At 46.5% G+C, this 19,821-nt stretch carries 21 protein-coding genes; 10 read left to right on the top strand and 11 right to left on the bottom strand.

Annotated features, from left to right (window positions below; all coding sequences use genetic code 11):
* Positions 1–29 precede the first annotated feature (29 nt).
* Positions 30–1,640 carry an FAD-dependent monooxygenase gene (locus FRZ54_RS01110; protein ID WP_147029817.1) on the bottom strand — a complete coding sequence of 537 codons (1,611 nt, stop codon included), beginning with the start codon at positions 1,638–1,640 and terminating at the stop codon, positions 30–32.
* Between the two features lie 6 nt (positions 1,641–1,646).
* Entirely contained in the window at positions 1,647–2,357 is a 711-nt protein-coding gene (locus FRZ54_RS01105) for an SAM-dependent methyltransferase (protein WP_147029816.1), read from the bottom strand.
* Between the two features lie 56 nt (positions 2,358–2,413).
* Here FRZ54_RS01105 and FRZ54_RS01100 point away from each other — a divergent pair, with 56 nt between their 5' ends.
* On the top strand, positions 2,414–3,130 hold the full coding sequence (locus tag FRZ54_RS01100) for a hypothetical protein (protein ID WP_147029815.1): 717 nt from the start codon (positions 2,414–2,416) through the stop codon (positions 3,128–3,130).
* A 54-nt stretch (positions 3,131–3,184) separates the two neighbouring features.
* Here FRZ54_RS01100 and FRZ54_RS01095 read toward each other — a convergent pair whose 3' ends face one another.
* From FRZ54_RS01095 to FRZ54_RS24305, 4 genes are all read right to left on the bottom strand, one after another.
* Positions 3,185–3,841: a hypothetical protein gene (locus FRZ54_RS01095; RefSeq protein ID WP_147029814.1), complete on the bottom strand. Its 657-nt coding sequence runs from the start codon at positions 3,839–3,841 to the stop codon at positions 3,185–3,187.
* A gap of 89 nt (positions 3,842–3,930) precedes the next feature.
* Entirely contained in the window at positions 3,931–4,488 is a 558-nt protein-coding gene (locus tag FRZ54_RS01090) for an OmpH family outer membrane protein (RefSeq protein WP_187359720.1), read from the bottom strand.
* A 129-nt stretch (positions 4,489–4,617) separates the two neighbouring features.
* Positions 4,618–5,586, bottom strand: coding sequence for a 3-keto-disaccharide hydrolase (locus FRZ54_RS01085; protein ID WP_147029812.1), 969 nt, complete (start codon positions 5,584–5,586; stop codon positions 4,618–4,620).
* A 581-nt stretch (positions 5,587–6,167) separates the two neighbouring features.
* Complete coding sequence (locus tag FRZ54_RS24305) at positions 6,168–6,311, bottom strand: Clp protease N-terminal domain-containing protein (RefSeq protein ID WP_187359719.1); 144 nt, start codon at positions 6,309–6,311, stop codon at positions 6,168–6,170.
* A 359-nt stretch (positions 6,312–6,670) separates the two neighbouring features.
* Here FRZ54_RS24305 and FRZ54_RS01080 point away from each other — a divergent pair, with 359 nt between their 5' ends.
* Entirely contained in the window at positions 6,671–7,810 is a 1,140-nt protein-coding gene (locus tag FRZ54_RS01080; protein WP_147029811.1) for an AAA family ATPase, read from the top strand.
* A gap of 178 nt (positions 7,811–7,988) precedes the next feature.
* Here the strand turns inward: FRZ54_RS01080 and FRZ54_RS01075 are convergent, their stop codons facing one another.
* The 5 genes from FRZ54_RS01075 to FRZ54_RS01055 form a co-directional block, all read right to left on the bottom strand.
* Positions 7,989–9,245: a pyridoxal phosphate-dependent aminotransferase gene (locus FRZ54_RS01075; RefSeq protein ID WP_147029810.1), complete on the bottom strand. Its 1,257-nt coding sequence runs from the start codon at positions 9,243–9,245 to the stop codon at positions 7,989–7,991.
* 110 nt (positions 9,246–9,355) lie between these two features.
* Complete coding sequence (locus FRZ54_RS01070; RefSeq protein ID WP_147029809.1) at positions 9,356–10,378, bottom strand: LLM class flavin-dependent oxidoreductase; 1,023 nt, start codon at positions 10,376–10,378, stop codon at positions 9,356–9,358.
* A 105-nt stretch (positions 10,379–10,483) separates the two neighbouring features.
* The gene (locus tag FRZ54_RS01065) at positions 10,484–10,918 is read right to left on the bottom strand and encodes a hypothetical protein (RefSeq protein ID WP_147029808.1); all 435 of its coding nucleotides are present in this window, start codon (positions 10,916–10,918) and stop codon (positions 10,484–10,486) included.
* A 200-nt stretch (positions 10,919–11,118) separates the two neighbouring features.
* A complete protein-coding gene (locus FRZ54_RS01060) occupies positions 11,119–11,766 on the bottom strand; it encodes a hypothetical protein (RefSeq protein ID WP_147029807.1) in 648 nt (215 codons plus the stop codon).
* 71 nt (positions 11,767–11,837) lie between these two features.
* Positions 11,838–12,299 (bottom strand): MaoC family dehydratase, encoded by a 462-nt coding sequence (locus FRZ54_RS01055; RefSeq protein ID WP_147029806.1) that lies wholly within the window; start codon positions 12,297–12,299, stop codon positions 11,838–11,840.
* 229 nt (positions 12,300–12,528) lie between these two features.
* Here FRZ54_RS01055 and rplM point away from each other — a divergent pair, with 229 nt between their 5' ends.
* From rplM to FRZ54_RS01015, 8 genes are all read left to right on the top strand, one after another.
* Positions 12,529–12,966 carry a 50S ribosomal protein L13 gene (rplM, locus tag FRZ54_RS01050; protein WP_147029805.1) on the top strand — a complete coding sequence of 146 codons (438 nt, stop codon included), beginning with the start codon at positions 12,529–12,531 and terminating at the stop codon, positions 12,964–12,966.
* 24 nt (positions 12,967–12,990) lie between these two features.
* Positions 12,991–13,377, top strand: a complete 387-nt coding sequence (rpsI, locus tag FRZ54_RS01045; protein ID WP_147029804.1) for a 30S ribosomal protein S9 — start codon at positions 12,991–12,993, stop codon at positions 13,375–13,377.
* 18 nt (positions 13,378–13,395) lie between these two features.
* Complete coding sequence (gene rpsB / locus FRZ54_RS01040) at positions 13,396–14,265, top strand: 30S ribosomal protein S2 (protein WP_147029803.1); 870 nt, start codon at positions 13,396–13,398, stop codon at positions 14,263–14,265.
* Positions 14,266–14,348: 83 nt separating this feature from the next.
* The gene (gene tsf / locus FRZ54_RS01035) at positions 14,349–15,200 is read left to right on the top strand and encodes a translation elongation factor Ts (protein WP_147029802.1); all 852 of its coding nucleotides are present in this window, start codon (positions 14,349–14,351) and stop codon (positions 15,198–15,200) included.
* 101 nt (positions 15,201–15,301) lie between these two features.
* The gene (nagA, locus tag FRZ54_RS01030) at positions 15,302–16,414 is read left to right on the top strand and encodes an N-acetylglucosamine-6-phosphate deacetylase (protein WP_147029801.1); all 1,113 of its coding nucleotides are present in this window, start codon (positions 15,302–15,304) and stop codon (positions 16,412–16,414) included.
* Positions 16,415–16,470: 56 nt separating this feature from the next.
* Complete coding sequence (gene pyrH, locus FRZ54_RS01025) at positions 16,471–17,175, top strand: UMP kinase (protein WP_147029800.1); 705 nt, start codon at positions 16,471–16,473, stop codon at positions 17,173–17,175.
* Positions 17,176–17,304: 129 nt separating this feature from the next.
* Entirely contained in the window at positions 17,305–17,868 is a 564-nt protein-coding gene (frr, locus tag FRZ54_RS01020; protein WP_147029799.1) for a ribosome recycling factor, read from the top strand.
* Positions 17,869–17,940: 72 nt separating this feature from the next.
* Positions 17,941–19,818 (top strand): ABC transporter ATP-binding protein, encoded by a 1,878-nt coding sequence (locus FRZ54_RS01015; protein WP_147029798.1) that lies wholly within the window; start codon positions 17,941–17,943, stop codon positions 19,816–19,818.
* The last annotated feature ends 3 nt before the right edge of the window (positions 19,819–19,821 follow it).

Below are 19,821 nucleotides of genomic sequence, written 5' to 3'. Positions count from 1 at the left end.
ACCCGGCGTCTGCATTTCGGTGCAGGCGCTTATTTTTTAGCGGGAATGACACTGGCAACGTTGACCAGGTAATTATCCAGCATGGCGATGCTTACCAGGTCGTTCATATATCCAATGTGCATATCGGGACGTACGATGATGGCCTTTTCCTGGTGGGGACTTACTTCAAACGCTTCAAATACGTCCAGGTTTTTGCCCGATGGCGGCAGGTAGAAGAAATTTAGCACGCCTGTATACCGGTTGGTGATCCATTTGGCGATGTTGAACAACAGCATCTCATCAAACTTGCCAAGGATTATCAGCGTAAAGCCCGGCTTACTGCACCAGGCATGCAGATCAGTTTCCTCCTGTTTCTTCTCGTCATAAATTTCAAGATAGGGCAGGCGGTCGCCGGCTTTTATCCTGGTCGACCTGCTTAAATGCACATTGATCTTGCTGTCGCGATAGGAGATACCCGTTTGCGAAACCCGCCTAAACAATTGCGCTTTGATCTTGTCATTTTTACCGAAATAGTTTAACACTGCCGGCAGTACCCATTTTTTTACCAGGCCCATAAGCCAGCCGTCGGACATGATGATGTTAAACACCCGGTCGGTCGAGCTTAACAGGTCGCGGGCCACGGGCATACGTTCGGCCTCATAACTGTTAAGTATCGTTTCGTGTATATTCCCGGTAACTACGCCGGCAAGTTTCCAGGCCAGGTTATAGGCATCCTGCAAACCGGTATTCATACCCTGCCCACCAACGGGCGAGTGGATATGCGCCGCGTCGCCCACCAAAAAGCAGCGATGGTCCCTGAAATGTTCGGCCATGCGGTGGTGCAGCTTATAGGTGGTGAACCAGTTGTTTTTCACGACCCGGACCGGCTGGCCGATTACTTTATCCAGCAGCGGCAAAACATCATCTATTTTGATGTCTTCTTTATTTTCAAATTCTGCCGGTAAACTGCCGATGATACGGTAACAATCTTTTTCGGGCATGGGGAAAAACCCGCTGAAACCCGTCTTCGACAGGTAGAGCTGTACATAATCCCCATCCAGGAATGGCGCATCGAGTTCAGCATCCACCAGGTAAAAATGGTGGGGATAAGTATCGCCCTTAAACGGGATATTCAGTTGTTTTCGAACCGTGCTGTGTGCCCCGTCGGCGCCGATAACCCAGTCGCATTTTACATGGTATTCGCCTTCGGCATTTTTAAGTGCCGCATAGGCATAACCAGGATTTTGTTTTAGGGTGATGAGCGACGTTTCCCAATAAACCGGGCAGGCATGGTGCGTCAAATAATCAAGTAATAGCCGCTCATTTTTATATTGCTGGTATAGCAGCACATAAGGAAAAAGCGTTTGACCTTTGCCGGCATTGGCTAAGGAGATGGACGCCGCTTGTTTGCTATTTTCGGTAAAGGTAAGCCCTTGTGCCTGTTTGCCGTTTTGAACTACTTTATCCGACACACCCATTTGCCGGTATATTTCCAGCGACCGTGCCTGCACGCCAAGCGCATTTGAATGGCTGGTGGGTCCTTGTTTGTTATCAATTATCAGCGGCTGCACGCCGTAGCGCAACAACTGCGCAGCCATCATCAAACCCGATGGCCCGGCGCCAACTATCAATACTTTGGTATGCTCTTCGGTAATTCGCATCTATTATCAGGAACGGAATAAAAGGAAAATGGTTGGACGTTTATGCAGATCGGGCACTTTCTGCCGCCAGGCGGCGATGGTTTTGGTTTGAACAAATTCATCGGCAGCAGTAAGGTCGCAGGCGATGCAAAGGCGGGTGTTAGCGGCACACGACCGTAAAATTTCCTCCAGCATGGGGTTGTTACGGAAAGGCGTTTCGATAAAAAGCTGCGTTTGGTTGAACCGGGTAGCCATCGATTCCAGTTCTTTTATTTTTTTTGCACGCTCGTTTTTGTCGATGGGCAGGTAGCCGTGAAAAGTAAAGCTTTGCCCGTTGAAGCCTGACGCCATTACCGCCAGCAATATTGAGCTGGGCCCGACCAGCGGTACCACTTTTATTCCCCTTTTATGTGCTTCGGCCACAATATCCGAACCCGGATCGGCCACGCCCGGGCAGCCAGCTTCGCTCATTAAACCAACGTCGTTACCTGCCGTCAAACCCTTAAAGAAACTGTTGATGTCGTTATCGCGGCTGTGCTTGCCATAGTCGTGGATGATGAGTTCGTTTTGCGGAATTTTTAGGCCGGCTTCCTTTAAAAAGCGGCGGGCGGTCTTTTCGTTCTCAACAATATACTCCCTTATGCTGTTGATGGTATCAGTAAGATAGGGCGTAAACGACTTTGCAGCAGCATTTTCGGCAAGTGGCACAGGTACCAGGTAGAGTGTTCCGTAAACCATGTTGCAATTTGCCTTTTTTATTTTTAATTTAAGCTACCGTAAAATGACTTTGTATTATGAAATCATTAGGTACCAATTGGTTTATAGAAGGTTCGATAGATTTCGAACATAAAAAATACATCCTGCTGGATTATTTACAGGAAATAAACCGCCATTTCGACAAAAGCCGGCTCTATCCAAACCTTACCGACCTGGTTTTCCATTATAACAACCTGCTCGATTTCAAGCGTAATAAATCCATTATGCAGCAGGCCTTTCCGCAGCGATTGACGCAGGCTGATATCGACGCGCTGAAGCTTACTTACCAAAAAATAGTGCAGGACGACAGCACCATGCGCGAAATAGAAAGTATCATTTCCTTTGCCCTGTACAAGATGGACCCGGCCATACAAACCGGTAAGGAAATTTATGATTTTGTGGAAAGCAGGCTGAGTATAGACCCGGTGGGCCTGGTGCCGCTGATGCCCTATAACGGTTACTTCTCGTTACGCAACGGCACTGCACGCACCAACTGGATATATGAATACCAGATAACCATTTTCGAAAATAAGGACGATAAGTTCCGGGGAATAAATATCCAGTTTGTGGATACCTACGAACAAAGCATCACCAACACGCCCGAATCCATTAAGCTGGATCTCATCAGCAAGCGCAGGCACCTGCCCAACCCGGCACTGTATTATATGGCCAGTGATATCAGTTTCCCGCTGGAGCAAACCCTGCTGCCGGTAGCTAAAAGAAGCCTGGTGAAATATATTTCGAACGCGGCGTGATCAGGTTGTACGTTTGACGTGGTAAGTTATAGGTTGACTTTGTGATGATAAAGCTCAATAGCCAACTGGTCCCGCAAGGTCATATTTGATCCTGCTTTTGCGTGTGAAAGTTATTTTATTAAAAGTGCTGTCGAGTATAGCATTACCCGTTACAAGCTTCATGTTTTTTACTTTCCTGAACTTGATATCCGATGTTATCCAATAACTGTGCCCGCCATTATTACCTAAAAAATACTCGCTTACGCGCAACGGAACTTTTAACGTGTCGTTTACCAAAAGATAACATCCGCCGATATTCAGTTCGGTCCGGGTACCTGTTTTTAAGGCATTCAGCGAGTCGCGCTTTCGTTTATAGGCATTGCTGTCTATAGCCATGGACATAAAATAACCCTCGTTACAATCTATGGTAAGCTCCATTACAAACCTGCTGGTGGTTTTATTGGCAATACCCCCTACCGGGATAACCGGAAAGATCAAAGGCCCCATCAAAAGGGGATGTCCAAAACCGTTGCTGATAGTTGCCGAGGCAATGCTGTCGCCTGCTTTGCCGGTTACTTTTATCTTGCTGTAAATGTATTTGAAATCAGAATGCCCCGGGCGTTTTTTAATGACCTGGTGCGGAACATCAGGCACGTAATAATACTGCTTACTTACGACGGAACAGCCGGTGCATATTGTTATGAATAAGAAATAAGCCAGGTATCTCTTCAAGTTAGAAACGGATCAGGTTGCTGAATTACAGACCATAACGCAAATAATCGTCCTGGTATTGTTTCAAAGAAAACCCCTGGGCCAGAATTTTATTTCCCCGCCTTATTATACTCCTCGTTCAGCCCAACCAACACATCTTTGGTCACATCCAGGCTGTCGTCGCCGTACAGCATCGAAGGGTTCGATTTGGAATAGGTAAGTACGATCTTATAACCTTTGGTTTTGGTGTAGCCTTTCAGGTACTCGGCAATGCGGTCGTACAGGTTGGCATTTTCCGACGCCTCGATATCCTGCAACTGTTTGGCCGTATTTTGATTGAGGGCCTGCAGGTCGTTTTGCTTTTTAGCCAGCGCCTTTTCGGTTGCGGCTTTTTGAGCGGGGGTTAGCGAGTTCACTTTTTTCTGGTAAGCGGCAACCTCTTTCTGAAAAGCCTGTCCCTTGGTAGTTATCTCGTTTTGCGCCTGGGCCGACAGGTTCTCCAATTTTGTCTTTATCGCTTTATAGTAGGCATAATTGGCCAGCAGGCTATCCGAATTGATAAACACCACGGTAGGGGCCTGTGCAGGTGCAGCAGTGGCGGGTGCAGTTTGCGCGTTAGCCCCAAATGATGCCAGTATGATGAAGAAAATGATTGTTAATGATCTCATGATTCGCTTCTTTAAAATTCCTAAAAGCTGCGAAGTTAGGAAATTACGCGAAAATGAAAGAACCAGGAACCAAGAGTCAGGAAACAAGACAATCCTGGCTCCGGGTTCTTGGCTCTTGATTCTCATAAACTACTTCGCCGGTGTTATCACAATATTGCGGTAATCTATCGGGCCATGGTCGCCTTGTATAAAAATGGGGCCAGGTTCGCCTTCCTTGCTGTCGATAGCGCCGCCGGTAATGCCCGGGATTATCTGGCGGCAGATAACTTCCTGCCCGTTGGCCACTACCGTAACCAGGCGACCTACCAGCGTAATATCGTACGACTGCCATTCGCCCGGGTTTTTGGCCATCATTTTGTTTGGCGCCAAAAAGCCATATATCGAACTGAACTGGTTATTTATCGGTTCAGGCTCGCCGCTTTTAGTGTCTATTACCTGGGTCTCATACCGGCCGCGCAGGTAAACGCCGCTGTTGCTGCCCTGCTGGTAACGGAACTCGATATGCAGTTTAAAATCGGTAAAGGTTTTATCGGTCATCAGGTTGGCGCCCGATTTTTTGCTCCGCAAAATACCATTCTCCACTACCCACTGGTTGGGCCTGCCGTCGGTATGCCAGCCTTTGGTATTTTTGCCGTTGAACAGGCGGATGGGCTTGCCCCAAACCGGGGTTTTGCTGCGTGCCAGCAATGGCGCGCGTACACCGGTCCAGTTGTAGGTTTGGCCGTCGGTGTAAACCATGGTGCCTTTAATGGCGTCGCCGTTCACCTCAAACTCAAAATCCATATTGCGGCTGCCCTCTTCCCATTGCGGCGGAATAGAAAAGCTGAATTTGCCATCCTTCTCCATCACCTGCGAAATAGGCCTGGCGCTGCCGAAGGCATAACAAAAACGCCCGATAAGCGTGTGTGTGCCCGATTTTTGCACCTCGAGCCACGACGGCAAACTCTGGCCGCCTTTATCGACGGTTAGGTCCCACCGGCCTATTACATCCGGGTCCTTGCTTTGCTGCGCGTGGGCAGCAGGAATAAAAAATAAGCTGAAAATAAACAGCAGCGACATGATGCCATGCCATTTGCCGAAAACGGTTTGTTGGTTCATTGTTGGTTTTTTTGTAGTGAGGTTTAAAGGTAGCAGTTTTTGGGGATTTGTTAACCGGTGACCGGTTAATTAGTGATTGGTTAATCAGGCATTTCTAAGATTTGTCATGCTGAACCTGCCTGCCGGCAGGCAGGTTCAGCATCTATTGATAGCCACGAGACGGAGGAATATTTTGAAATTCTTCCTTGATTAATAATCCGCAATAGATTCTTCGCGATGCTCAGAATGACAAAAGCGAGCCACTGTTTCACATGTTGCAACTTGTTGCAGGTGTAAAGGAGTGAAACGCTTTTCATTCATGATTGCTTAAAACCGCCGTGAGCAATTCTTTTGCTTTGCTTTTGGACCTCATAATGTCAATCGGAACAACAATAGCGTAGAACATTGAAAAGAACCATATTCCCGGATACACCTTGTCTATTATCAGGAAAAATAAAAAGAACGTATAGCCAAAAAGGAATGGTAAATACCGCCAATAATAATTTAATGTTACCAACTTTTCGTTTTCCGGGCCATCACTGATCACAAATTCACCTCCATCCAGCATGTAAGGCTCAAAATTCCATCGCGGACGCCAGGGATTATCGTAGAACGATATTTAATGGATCTTTTATAAAGGCTAATAAAAAGTGTTCAGATTCTAGTTTGGCATTACCGACTTCATTCGCTAGTTCTTTAGCAACTTGTACAAGATTTTTTACCCTCAAGGCGAATTTAGCTTCCATGCATTCAAGTTTATTTATAAAGATATTAATAAAACTACAGTTACCACCCCGTTTTTTCACCCTATTTTCCGCGCTTCCTGCTCAATTTCAATAACTTATAATTAATAATAAAGATTATTCTTGTATTTTACATTTTTATCTTTATATTTGACTCGTCCGTTCGGCTGATCTCTCCCTTTGTTTCACTGTTTCATACCCTTGCGCCCTGCAACAGGTGAAACGCTTGAAACAGTTAACCGGTGATCGGTTAATTAGTGATCAGGAATGCCAGTCACCAATTAACCAGTTAACTAATCACCAGTTAACCAATCACTCCATGCACGGGTATCATCATTAGTAAACACTTAAATCTTTTCAACATGGAAGAAAACCCATCCACGCACCCACGGCCGGGCGAAGCCGCGGTGTCAATCCCCACCATTTCGCCAAAAATTGATCTCTCCGGTCTTTCCGTTCCCACAACCATACCCAAAGGGTTTTCAGAGGCTATCCGCGACGAAATGCTGCGCGATAACGAGGAATACTGGGCGCAGGAAAACGTTGCCCGCGGCCTGTTCCTGATCCGCCCGGTTAAAAAATGGATAGACGAGGCCAAAAACGAACCTGTACCCAAAATGCTGTTCTCGGAGTTTTGGCACGAGGGCGAGCTGTGCATCCTGTTTTCGGACACCAACCTGGGCAAATCGGTACTGGCCATACAAATAGGCAACAGCATTACCAGCGGCGTGCCGATACCGGGTTTCCGGATGGAGGCCAATGCGCAAAAGGTGCTTTATTTCGATTTCGAGATGAGCAAAAAGCAGCTGGAGGTGCGCTATGCGGCCGACTATAAGGAGCATTTCCAGTTTCACCCCGATTTTTTCCGCGCGGTTATCGACCCCGACTTTGACCTGCCCGAAGATACCGCCGGTTACGAGGAGTACCTGGCCGAGTCGCTGGAGAGCGCCGTGGTATCGTGCAACGCCAAAGTGCTCATTATCGATAACCTTACCTACCTGCGCAACGAGACCGAAAAGGCGCACAGCGCCCTGCCGCTGATGAAGCAGCTGAAACGCCTGAAAACCAAATACCGCCTTAGCATACTTGCCCTGGCGCATACGCCCAAGCGCGATAAAAGCAAGCCCATTACCCGCAACGACCTGCATGGCAGCAAGATGCTGATAAACTTTTGCGACAGCGCCTTTGCCATTGGCGAAAACCCCAAGGATAAGGATGTGCGCTACCTGAAACAGATAAAACAGCGCAACACGGGCGAAATGTACGGCGCCGAAAATGTATGCGTGTGCATAGTGAACAAGCCGCACAATTTTTTACAGTACGAGTTTACGGGTTTCGGCCGCGAGTGGGACCACCTGAGGGAGCCATCACCGGATAGTGCCGACCATCTGCTGAACAGCGTTCAGGAATTGCACGATACCGGCATGACACAGCGGGAAATAGCTGCCGAACTGGCCATATCGCCAAGCAAGGTGAACCGGCTGCTAAAGAATGGGAGGTAAAAGGTGATGGCGTAAAAAACCTTTCTTCTTTGCCCTTTCCGCCTTTAGCCTTGTTTCCATGTTTCAATTGTTGCAGGTGCAGAGGAGTGAAACGGGTGAAACAGTCAACCCGTGATCAGTTAATTAGTGATCAGGCATACCAGTCACAAGTTAACCGATCACAAATTAACCAGTCACCTTACTTCAGCTTCGCCAAAGCATCTTTCACCCTTGGTATCAATTGCTCAATATCCTGCAAAGTGCTTGCACCTACCGATGCGCGGAACCAGTTAACATCCTCACCGGTACCGAAAGCGGAGAATGGCACCAGGGCCACGCCTGCGTGTTTGATGAGGTAAAAATTGATGTCGGTAGCCGTTTTAAGCAGGTCGCCGTCGGGTGTGGTTTTGCCGGCGTAGTCCACTTTTATGGTGAGGTAAATGGCGCCCATCGGTTCAATGGAATCTACCTTAAAGCCTTCGGCTTTCAATTGCTGAAAGCCCTGGTGCAGCGTGTTCAGGCTGTTTTGTATCCTGGCTTTGAAAGTGCCAAGGTAGCCGTTCACATTGTCATCTTCTTTCAGGAACTTTGCCATAGCCACCTGTTCGGCCTTTGGCGACCAGGCACCCATGTGGCCCACAATGGCTTTCATGTTATTGATCACATTTGCCGGCCCAAAGCCCCAGCCAACGCGCACGCCCGTGGAGGCAAAACACTTGGAAGCACCGTCTACAAATATCACATGGTCCTTCAGTTCGGGACGCAGCGATACGGGGTTAAAATGCTCGTGGTGCCCGAAGGTAAGTTGTGAGTATATCTGGTCGTATAATATATAAAGCGGCTTTTCGCCGGCTTTGCGGGTTTTGTTTTCGGCAATTACCAGGTCGCATATTTCCTCCAGGTCCTTTTTGGTGAACATGGTTCCCGTTGGGTTCAACGGCGAACAAAGTGCCAGTAAAGCAGCGCCTTTGATATGCGGGCGCAGTTCATCGGCCGTAGGCATAAAATTATGTTCGGGCTGTGTTTCTATCATTACCGATTCGGCGCCGGTCAGATCGCAATAGTGATTATTGTTCCACGACGGGGTAGGGAACACCACCTTATCGCCCGGGTCGACAACCGCCAGGTAGATGGAATAAATAAGCGGTCTTGAGCCGCCCGATATCAGTATCTGGTTAGCTGCATAATCCAAATTGTAGCGGCTTTTCAAAAAACCCGAAACGCTTTCGCGCAGGTTCAGCATCCCGTCGGCCGGAGGGTAGTTGGTCTGGTCGGCGCCGTAGGCCTCAACAATACCTTGTTTAAGCGGCGCAGGTATAGGGTAAATGTTCGAATCAAAGTCGCCTATGGTAAGGTTGGCAATGTTTTGCCCCTGTCTTTTCAACTCATTTATTTCGCCTGCGATCTTGATAATTTCAGAGCCCCTCAGGTTCTGGGCCAATACGGAAACACTCATGGTATTTGGATATGCAAATTAGTGGATGTGCAAATTAATAGATGTGCAAATGTGCAGATTTTAATCCTTAAATCCGATTGTAATATCAACACGGGCCTAATCACTAATCTCTAATCACCGTTCACTAAAGCAAACTGTTCCGCCAATAACCGGTACGACTCCAGCCTGTCATCAAAATCCTCGGTAATGGTTACGGCGATGATCTCGTCCACATCATAATCATCGGCCAGCCTGGTCAGCTTCTCTTTCATTTGAACCGGCGTACCGGTTATAACGCGCTTGCGGTTATGCATAATGCGTTCCTGCTCGTTAAGGGTATAGGTTACGCTCTTTACATCCTCATAAGCTATCGGCACAATGCCTTTTCCCTGCTCGAACTGGTTGAAGCGAAAGTCCATCACTGCCTGGTGCCGCCTTATCTTTTCCTCATCTTCCGAACAAAAAACAAAAATGGCAACGCTGGCGGCCGGTTCTGCCTGGTCCTCCGAAGGTTTAAAGCGTTCGCGGTAGGCCGATACTGCCTGCGGTCCGCCGATGGGGTTGATAAAATGCGCGAACGACAGGCCCATGCCAAAATGCGCGGCAAGCAAGCCGCTCTCGCCGCTTGAACTTAGCAGCCACATATCGGGGATGGTTTGCACCTGTGGGATGGCCCTTATTTTGGATTGCGGGGTGCCCGGTTCGCCACGGTCGTGAAAATAGTTGAGCAGATCATACAGTTGATTAACAAACTCCTGCCCGCCAAATTGATTCGAAGGGTTTAACACCGACGCCGTCAGCCGGTCGGTACCGGGAGCGCGACCCATACCCAGATCAACCCGGCCGGGGAACAGTGCTTCCAACATCCGGAAATTCTCGGCTACTTTTAATGTGCTGTGGTTAGGCATCATCACCCCGCCCGAGCCTATGCGGATGTTTTGCGTTTGACCGCCCAGGTAAGCCAGTAAAACCTCGGGTGTTGAGCCCGCCAGGCTGCCTGTGTTATGATGTTCCGATATCCAGAAGCGGGTGTAGCCCAACTGGTCGGTATATTTTGCTAATTCGATGGTTTCCTTTACAGCTTGTTCTGCAGTAACGCCCTTACGCACCGGCGATTGGTCGAGCACGCTGAGGCGGATTTGTTTTGTGTTCATAGATCAACCTAAAAACACAAAAATACAGAAGGGGTTGTGGATGATTTGTAAAATTAACCCCTTCAGTATGGAAGCCGGCATTTTTAAATGGCGGATACCGTAGTGTTAAAAGGAATCCATAGTTAAAATAACCTCACCCGGCGATTGCACATCTCCACTATCTTCAGCAGTTATGAAAATCTTCGTCGGCTTTACCGGGCTGACGGTACTGATAGATGCTGTAAGCGCGCTGGAGAACATACCGCTCGAGCTTTTTAACTGGCCGATATTTTTTGCCATGTTATTTTCGGTCTCTATCCAAACAACATAGGTCTCTTTCGGCGGGCTGAGCCTTTTCGGATCTGCCAGGCGTATAACGTCAATTTCGATGTTATAATTGTTGTTGTTATCCTTTTTGATCTTTACAGTGCCTTCGGCAGCGGGAACAACAGAGGAATTGGCGAACTTTAATTTTTGGGCGCAGGAACTAACGGCAAACACGATCAAAAATATTGCTGCATACATAAGCAAGGGCTTTGCTTTTAATAGATTTAAATTCATTTTGATTTTTTTAAAAACGTAAGTAGTACTAACAAGAGAGGTAAAAAGATCGGCTCGTAGATTGGAGCGATACGGAATACATTAGTACTACAGCTCAGCAGCACATTTGTTTTAAATTGGCAACGATATAAAAGGTGTCAAAACAATAGCGACATATTGCCTTTACGGTTTTTGAGTTTTGGGAAAAATGGGGCAGGTATTTATTTTATCGTATAATCAAACAGGGTCTCTGTCTCGTGAAGAATATTGAGCGTATTGGCATCATTCTCTATCAGCCCGATGCCTTTGGCCAGGTAAAAATCATAGGTGACCGTGGTTTGATAGCCATAACCGTCGTTTGAATCGTATTGCAACAGCACTCGGGTGTGGGTTACGTCGGTATAAGTCCGGCCTTGAATTATCCGGTCGATATTCTTCTCCTTGATACTATTAACCGTGCGGGCCAGCTTGTTGCCTATTTTGCCGTTATCTGTAGGTTGGGTGATCCATTGAAAGCCGACGGAAGCCGTATCGTTCAATAGCTGCAATTCTATTGCGGGGCTTACACCATCTATCGTTCGTGTGGCGTAAATATGGTTACCCACATAAAAGTAGCCCGGGCTGCTATTCTGCCTGAAAACGCTTGATGCATTGTAATAGGTTTTGCCGTTTATTTTGGTGCTGCCGCCCGTCATGGTGATAACAAGCGTATCGGCAGTGCCGCCGTCAGAACTATATTGGTAACTCCACGACGAGCCATTTGTAAGCGGCAGGTAACTGTCCGGCGATGGTTTGGCGCCATTATCTTTTTTGCAGCTGTAAAATCCGAAAGCGACAAATATAACTATGTAAAACAGGCGCCGTTTCATTCAATCCGTTAAAGATGAATGATAAAGATACGAATTAGGAGCAGCGAAACAATTAATAACCTGCGTCTTATTTAATTGTTAAAGTGGTACAGAAAAACTACCTCGCCGGTATAGGCCGGTTTCTTTTCGCCTTCAATTTCCATTTCCACACCTATTGTGGCTTTGGTTATGCCCCGCAGGTTAATGATAGCGGCAAGTTTTGCCTTTAACCTTACGCGGCTGTCAACCACCACGGCCTGCCCGAACTTGAAGTTCTCGATACCATAATTGATCTGCATTTTAAGGTTCTGCACATCAGCTATCTGGTGCCAGAAGTAGGGCAGCAGCGACATGGTCAGATAACCGTGGGCTATCGTGTTTTTAAACGGCCCTTCGGTTTTTGCCCGTTCCACATCGGTGTGTATCCATTGATGATCGATAGTAGCATCGGCAAACTGGTTTATCTGCTGCTGGGTGATGGTGTGCCAGCCGGATACGCCAAGCTCCTGCCCCAGGTGCGATTCAAATTCGGCATAGTTGTGTATGATGATCATCTGTCAATAGATTAAGCGAGGCGTAAAAATAGTAAACCTGGAGATATTGGCAACTTTTTAATAGTACTGCGAATATGATTGACAGCGGTTTCACGATTGAAATCGGTGCAATCAGAATTACAATCAATGTAATCCTAAAAACCGCTTGACAATTAAACAAATTCCCGTATCTTTGCAGTCCCGAAATTACGGGGTATAATAAACGTTTTATTAATTTAATTTTAAGCAAGTGAATACGTTAAGTTACAAAACTGTCTCAGCCAATAAAAAGACCGTTAACAAAGAATGGGTTGTTGTTGACGCTCAGGGCGAGATTTTGGGGCGCTTGTGTTCTAAGATCGCAGCAATGATCAGAGGAAAACACAAGCCTGGGTTCACCCCGAACGTAGACTGCGGAGATAACGTTATTGTTATCAATGCAGACAAGGTAAAACTGACCGGGAACAAATTTGCCGACAAGCAGTATGTTTCGTACACTGGTTACCCAGGTGGTCAGCGTTTCATTTCTCCTAAGGAGTTAATGGCAAAGCATCCCGAGCGTGTAGTTGAAAAAGCTGTACGCGGTATGTTACCTAAAAATCGTTTGGGCCGCGCCTTATTTGGCAACCTGCATGTTTATGCCGGAGCCGAGCACCCGCATCAAGCTCAAAACCCGAAAGCCATTTAATCATTTATTTAAAGGAGAAAGAAAATGCCAACAACTAACACTTCAGGCAGAAGAAAAACAGCAGTTGCCCGCATCTATTTAAGCGATGGCAACGGCGCTATTACCGTTAACGGTAAAGATTACAAAGAATATTTCCCTACCCTTCCTTTACAATACATCGTTACCCAGTCGGTTGAAGTTTCCGGCTCGGCAGGTAAATACGATGTAAAAGTAAATGTAGCCGGTGGTGGTGTAAAAGGACAGGCTGAGGCCGTTCGTTTAGCTATTGCTAAAGCTATTGTTGAACTTGATGCTGAAAAGAAACCGGCATTGCGCGCTAAAGGTATCATGACCCGCGACGACCGTATGGTTGAGCGTAAAAAACCAGGACGCAAGAAAGCACGCAAGAGATTCCAATTCAGTAAACGTTAATCAAAGGAGGACAAAACAATGGCAAGAACAACATATCAGGATCTGCTGGATGCAGGTGTACACTTTGGTCACCTTACCCGCAAATGGGACCCGAAAATGTCGCAATACATTTTCATGGAACGTAATGGTATCCACATTATCGACCTGAACAAAACTTTAAACAAAGTTGAAGAAGCTGCTGCAGCTATCAAACAAATAGTAAAATCGGGCCGCAAGGTATTATTCGTAGCTACAAAGAAACAAGCGAAGGATATTGTAGCCGATTACGCAAAAACAGTGAACATGCCTTTCGTAACCGAACGCTGGTTGGGTGGTATGTTAACTAACTTCGCTACCGTACGCAAGTCGATCAAAAAGATGTCAAACATCGATAAATTGACCAAAGACGGTACTTACAGCATTCTTTCTAAAAAAGAAAGACTGATGATACAGCGCGAGCGTATTAAACTGGAAACTTTGCTGGGCGGTATTGCGGACCTTAACCGTTTGCCTGCTGCATTATTCCTGATCGACGTGAAGAAAGAGCACATAGCGGTTTCGGAAGCTTTAAAGCTGAACATCCCGACCTTTGCAATGGTTGATACCAACTCTGACCCGTCGAACATCGATTTCCCTATTCCTGCTAACGACGATGCAACCAAATCGATCTCGCTGATCACCGGTATCATCATCAAAGCGATAGAGGAAGGTTTGGACGAGCGCAAACGCGAGAAAGAAGACGAAGCAGAAAAAGAAGCGGCAGCTGCAAAAGCTAAAGCCGACACTGCAAAACCTGAAGCTGCGCCTGCTGGTGCACCTGCTGAAGGTGGCAAACGCAAGAGAGTTACAGAAGTAGCTGCTGAAGCAGAAACTGAAGCTCCGGCCGCTGCTGATAAAACAGAAGAATAATTTTTAGGTTGTAAGTTGTGAGTTGCAGGAAAGCTTCTTGCGACTTACAACCTGCAACTTTTAACATTAAAAAGGAATATATAATGTCTACATTACAAATAACTGCATCTGATGTAAATAAACTGCGCCAGCAAACAGGTGCAGGTATGATGGATTGCAAAAAGGCTTTAACCGAAACTAACGGCGACTTTGAAGCAGCTATTGATTACTTAAGAAAAAAAGGAGCTAAAGTGGCTGCAAGCCGCCAGGACCGTGAATCGAACGAAGGTGTTGTTATAGCGCGCACTTCTGAGGATGGTAAACGCGGTGTTATCATCGAGCTTAACTGCGAAACTGATTTCGTGGCCAAGAACGCAGAATTTATTGCTTTTGCTAACGAAATAGCTAACGCGGCGGTTGAGAATAAACCTGCTGATCTTGAGGCGTTGGGCCAGCTGTCTATCGATGTTGAAAGCAGCAGGGTTACTATCGCTGATGCCATTACCGACAAAACCGGTAAAATAGGCGAGAAAATTGGTGTATCGAAATACGAAGTTGTTGAAGGCGAGAAAGTGGTTGCTTACATCCACGGTAATTTCCGCTTGGGTGTATTGGTTGCTTTAAGCGCCAACCCTGCCGGTGCCGAAGAAGCAGGTAAGGATGTAGCTATGCAAATAGCCGCGATGAACCCTATCGCTGTTGATAAGGACGGTGTAGATGCTTCTACCATTGAACGCGAGTTGGAAATAGCAAAAGACCAGATCCGCGCTGAAGGCAAACCGGAAGAAATGATCGAAAAGATAGCTGCCGGTAAGCTGAACAAATTCTATAAGGATTCAACCCTGTTGAACCAGGAGTTTGTGAAGGACTCGTCGAAAAGCGTTGCCCAGTTCCTGGGGAGCATCGACAAAGGGCTGACCGTTACCGCATTTAAGCGGGTAGCTTTAGGAGCTTAAATATTTAAATCCCCCTCACAAAATGAGGGGGATTTTTTTTGCAATAATACTTCCTGTAGAGGCGCAATACGTTGCATCTTTGGAACAGTAAATTTGTAACCATGATAAACGCACTCCACAATCTCCGGTTAATATCTGAAGGGCAGATAACCCAGGGTAAAGCTGTTTTATTTGATGGAAATACTATCGTTGACATCGTTGATGAACCGGCCATACCGGCTGATGCAATTAAAACAGACCTTACAGGAAATTTTCTTGCGCCCGGATTCCTCGACCTTCAATTATACGGCAGTGGCGGCCGGTTACTTAGTATCGATACCGACGAGGCAACGCTGTTGCAGATGGAGAACGATCTGCTGGACCAGGGAACAATAGGGTTTTTCCCGACCATCTCGACCAATACAAACGAGGTTATCGAACAGACAATACAGGTTTGCAGGTCATATCGTGATAAACGCAGGGGCAACTTTTTAGGGCTGCACCTGGAGGGTCCTTTCCTGAACCCGGTTCGTCGTGGTGCGCATAATAAGGATTTCATCCAAAAAGCATCTTTGGAACTGGTGCGAAAATGGATCGAAATGGGCGATGGAGTTATCACCATGATGACCATTGCGCCGGAATTGCAGGACCAGGAGGTTATAGACTATATGCATAGTGCCGGCATCATTTTGTCATCGGGACATAGTAATGCTACTTATGCAGAGGGTAAGGCGTTCCTGAACAAACCGATACCGGCGGTAACGCATATCTATAATGCAATGCCCCAGATGCACCACCGGGACCCGGGTTATATTCCCGCCATATTTGAAGAAAGACCCTACACCAGCATTGTTCCGGATGGTATTCACGTCGATTTCGTAATGGCCCGGTTGGCCAAACGAGAGTTGGGTGACAAGCTTTTCTTCATAACAGACTCGGTTACCGAAAGCCATCACGGGCCATATCAGCACCGCTTCACCGGCGACAGGTATGTATTGGCCAGCGACGGTACCTTATCGGGTTCATGCCTTACTATGTTGAAATGCGTAGAGAACGGCGTAAAGCATTTTGAAATAAGTTTGCCCGAATCCGTCAATATGGCCTCGCTTTACCCTGCTCAACTGGCTAAACTGAACAAAGGGAAGATAGCTGCCGGGTTTGATGCCGATTTTACGGTATTTAACGACGGCTTTGAATTGAGAGGAACATTTATGGCAGGCAAGCGCATAAACTAATCGACATAAAATTTTAACACTGAATTTAAATTAATATTTTTGACAAACTACCCTGCATGAAATATAAACGCATTCTCCTCAAACTGAGTGGCGAGTCGCTGATGGGCGACCGGCAATACGGCATCGATAATAAACAGGTTCTACAGTACGCAAATGACATCAAAAGCGTTTACGACGCAGGGATTGAAATAGCGGTTGTGGTCGGGGGAGGCAACATTTTCAGGGGATTAAGCGCCGAAAAATCAGGCATGGACCGTGCCCAGGCCGACTATATGGGTATGCTGGCCACTGTCATCAACTGTATGGCATTGCAAAACGCGCTGGAAACTGTTGGGGTTGAAACAAGGCTGCAGTCGGCTATTAAAATGGAGCAGATATGCGAGCCCTATATCCGGCGCCGCGCCATGCATCATTTGGAATTGGGCAAGATCGTGATCTTTGGTGCAGGAACCGGTAACCCCTATTTTACCACGGATACCGCGGCTTCATTAAGGGCCATCGAAATAAAAGCTGACGTTGTGCTGAAAGGCACGCGGGTGGATGGCATCTATACCGCCGACCCGGAGAAAGACCCAACCGCAACCCGTTATGATGAGATCAGCTTTGCTGAAGTTATAGGCAAGGGACTTAACGTAATGGATACCACGGCTTTTACACTTTGCCAGGAAAATAAATTGCCGATAATCGTGTTTGATATGAACAAGGAAGGCAACTTCCTGAAAATTGCGCAGGGTGAGGCGATAGGAACGCTGGTAAAGTAAAATTAAAACCTGTTGTAAAGAACCAGGGCAACCCTAAAATGAAATCTAAAGTTTCTTCGGTTTTGTATCTTGATTCTTGCCTCTTGATTCTGTTATAAATTTCTATTTTTGACTGCAAATTTTACAACGATGAGCGAACTCATTAAGAAACAAGTTATAGACGCCCGTGCTTTGATGGAAAAAGCGATTGACCATTGCGACGGCGAACTACAGAAAATACGTGCCGGAAAGGCAAGCCCAAGCATGCTGGACGATATTATGGTTGAATACTACGGTACGCCAACCCCACTTAACCAGGTAGGCAGCGTGAATACGCCAGATGCCCGTACCATAGTGATACAACCGTGGGAAAAGTCGTTGCTGAGCGGAATTGAAAAGGCAATAATGGAAGCCAACCTGGGTGTTAACCCGCAGAACGATGGCACCATTATCCGCATCAACGTTCCGCCGCTTACCGAAGAACGCCGCCGCGATTTGGTAAAGAAGGCAAAAGCCGAGGCTGAAACCGGCAAGATCGCCATCCGCAATATCCGTAAGGAGGCAAACGAAAAGATCAGGAAGCTAAAATCGGAAGGCGTTTCGGAAGATGAAATGAAAACTGGTGAAGGCGAAGTACAGAAACTGACCGATTCCTTTATCGCCAAAGTTGATGTATTGTCCGATGCAAAGGAAAAAGATATCATGACAGTATAACGACCAAACTATTGTCAAAATGAAGGGAATGCGCTTTTTAAGCCATTCCCTTTTTTTATTTTTACGTTAATCATGAAAGTACTCTTATCATATCTTAAAGAGTATCGTTGGGTTGTCGCATTGGCCCTGGTACTTGCAGCATTTAATATAGGATTCTCATTGCTCGACCCGTTTATCACGGGGAAAATTGTAGATAAATACATTGTACCAACCAATCTTAGCAGGGCAAAGGTTGTGGAGATCGTCGAGAAGATTAAAGGAACCGATCTTAAATCGCTCGATCATAACCAGACCAGCTCGCTGATCGATAAGGTAGTGAAGTCCATGTATAACGTAAGTTATCATGATTTCCTGGTTGGCGTATTGACGCTGATCGGGTTAGCAGTCGGGGCAGCAATGGTGTCGCGCATAGCAAAAAATTTCCAGGATTATTACACCAATATCATTACGCAGAAAGTAGGGGCTAAAATGTATGCCGATGGACTGAAGCACTCATTGGAATTACCTTTCCAGGTATTTGAAGATCAGCGAAGTGGCGAAACCCTGGGCGTATTGCAAAAAGTGAGATTAGACTGCGAGAAATTTATTACTTCCTTTATCAGTGTATTGTTTGTGAGCCTGATAGGTATGATCATGGTCATGGTCATGTCCATCAAAGTAAATTACCAGGTAACCCTGGTTTATTTAGGGGCAATACCGGTTATCATGTTTGTAAGTATGGCGTTAAGCAAGCGGATAAAGGGAATTCAAAAAAAGATCGTTTCTCAAACCACTTCACTTGCTGGGTCCACCACCGAATCGCTAAGAAATATCGAACTGGTAAAAAGCCTCGGCCTCTCCAAACAAGAGATTGAACGACTGAATAAAACAACTTATAAGATATTAGAGCTCGAATTGAAGAAGGTTAAGTATGTACGCAGCATGAGCTTTGTACAGGGTACTACGGTAAACTTTGTCCGAAGCGTAATGGTGGTGATCTTACTGATGCTGATCTTTAAAGGCACATTGACCGCAGGTAACTACTTTATGTTCCTTTTTTATTCCTTCTTCCTGTTCAATCCACTTCAGGAACTTGGAAATGTAATACAGTCATGGCGCGAGGCGGAAGTGTCGCTCGAAAATTTCAAGCGGATATTAAGCACACCTGTCGAAGCTAAGCCGGAAAACCCTATTCACCTGGACGAGATCACCAAATTATCCTTTAGCAACGTAAGCTTCAAACACCTGACTGCGAGCCGGAATGCGCTGAACAATATCAATTTTGAAGCAAGCACAGGCGAAACTATAGCATTTGTCGGTCCTTCGGGTTCAGGAAAAACCACATTGGTGAAATTGTTAGTGGGGCTATATCAGCCATTGGAAGGCAGCATTCTGTATAATAATATTGCGGGCAAGGAGATCGACCTCGATCAGCTTCGCGAACGGGTAGGCTTTGTAACCCAGGATACACAGTTATTCTCCGGTTCCATTCGTGAGAACCTGTTATTTGTGCGTCCTGATGCAACGGATGAAGAGTGTATGACCGCTTTACAGCGCGCCGCCTGCCAAACATTACTGGCCCGTGCGCCGCAGGGATTGGATACAGTTATCGGAGAAGGCGGCGTAAAAGTTTCAGGTGGCGAAAAGCAGCGCCTGTCAATAGCCCGTGCCCTGTTGCGCAGGCCCGACCTGCTTGTTTTTGACGAGGCCACTTCGTCGCTTGATTCGATAACCGAAGAAGAGATCACAGAAACCATTCGTGATGTGTCTGTTTTGAAGGATCATATAACAATATTGATCGCCCACCGTTTATCTACCATTATGCATGCTGATACCATTTATGTGCTTGAAAAAGGTAAAATAGTGGAGTCGGGCAAGCATCTTGAACTTATTTTACAAAAGGGCCTGTATTATGCCATGTGGCGGCAGCAGATAGGCGAAAAGGTAACAGAAGATGAGGATACATATTAATTA

It is taken from the genome of Mucilaginibacter ginsenosidivorans (assembly GCF_007971025.1).
Taxonomy (GTDB): Bacteria; Bacteroidota; Bacteroidia; order Sphingobacteriales; family Sphingobacteriaceae; genus Mucilaginibacter; species Mucilaginibacter ginsenosidivorans.
The sequence above is the reverse complement of the archived record's forward strand: the minus strand, read 5'-3'. Positions and strand labels throughout refer to the sequence as shown.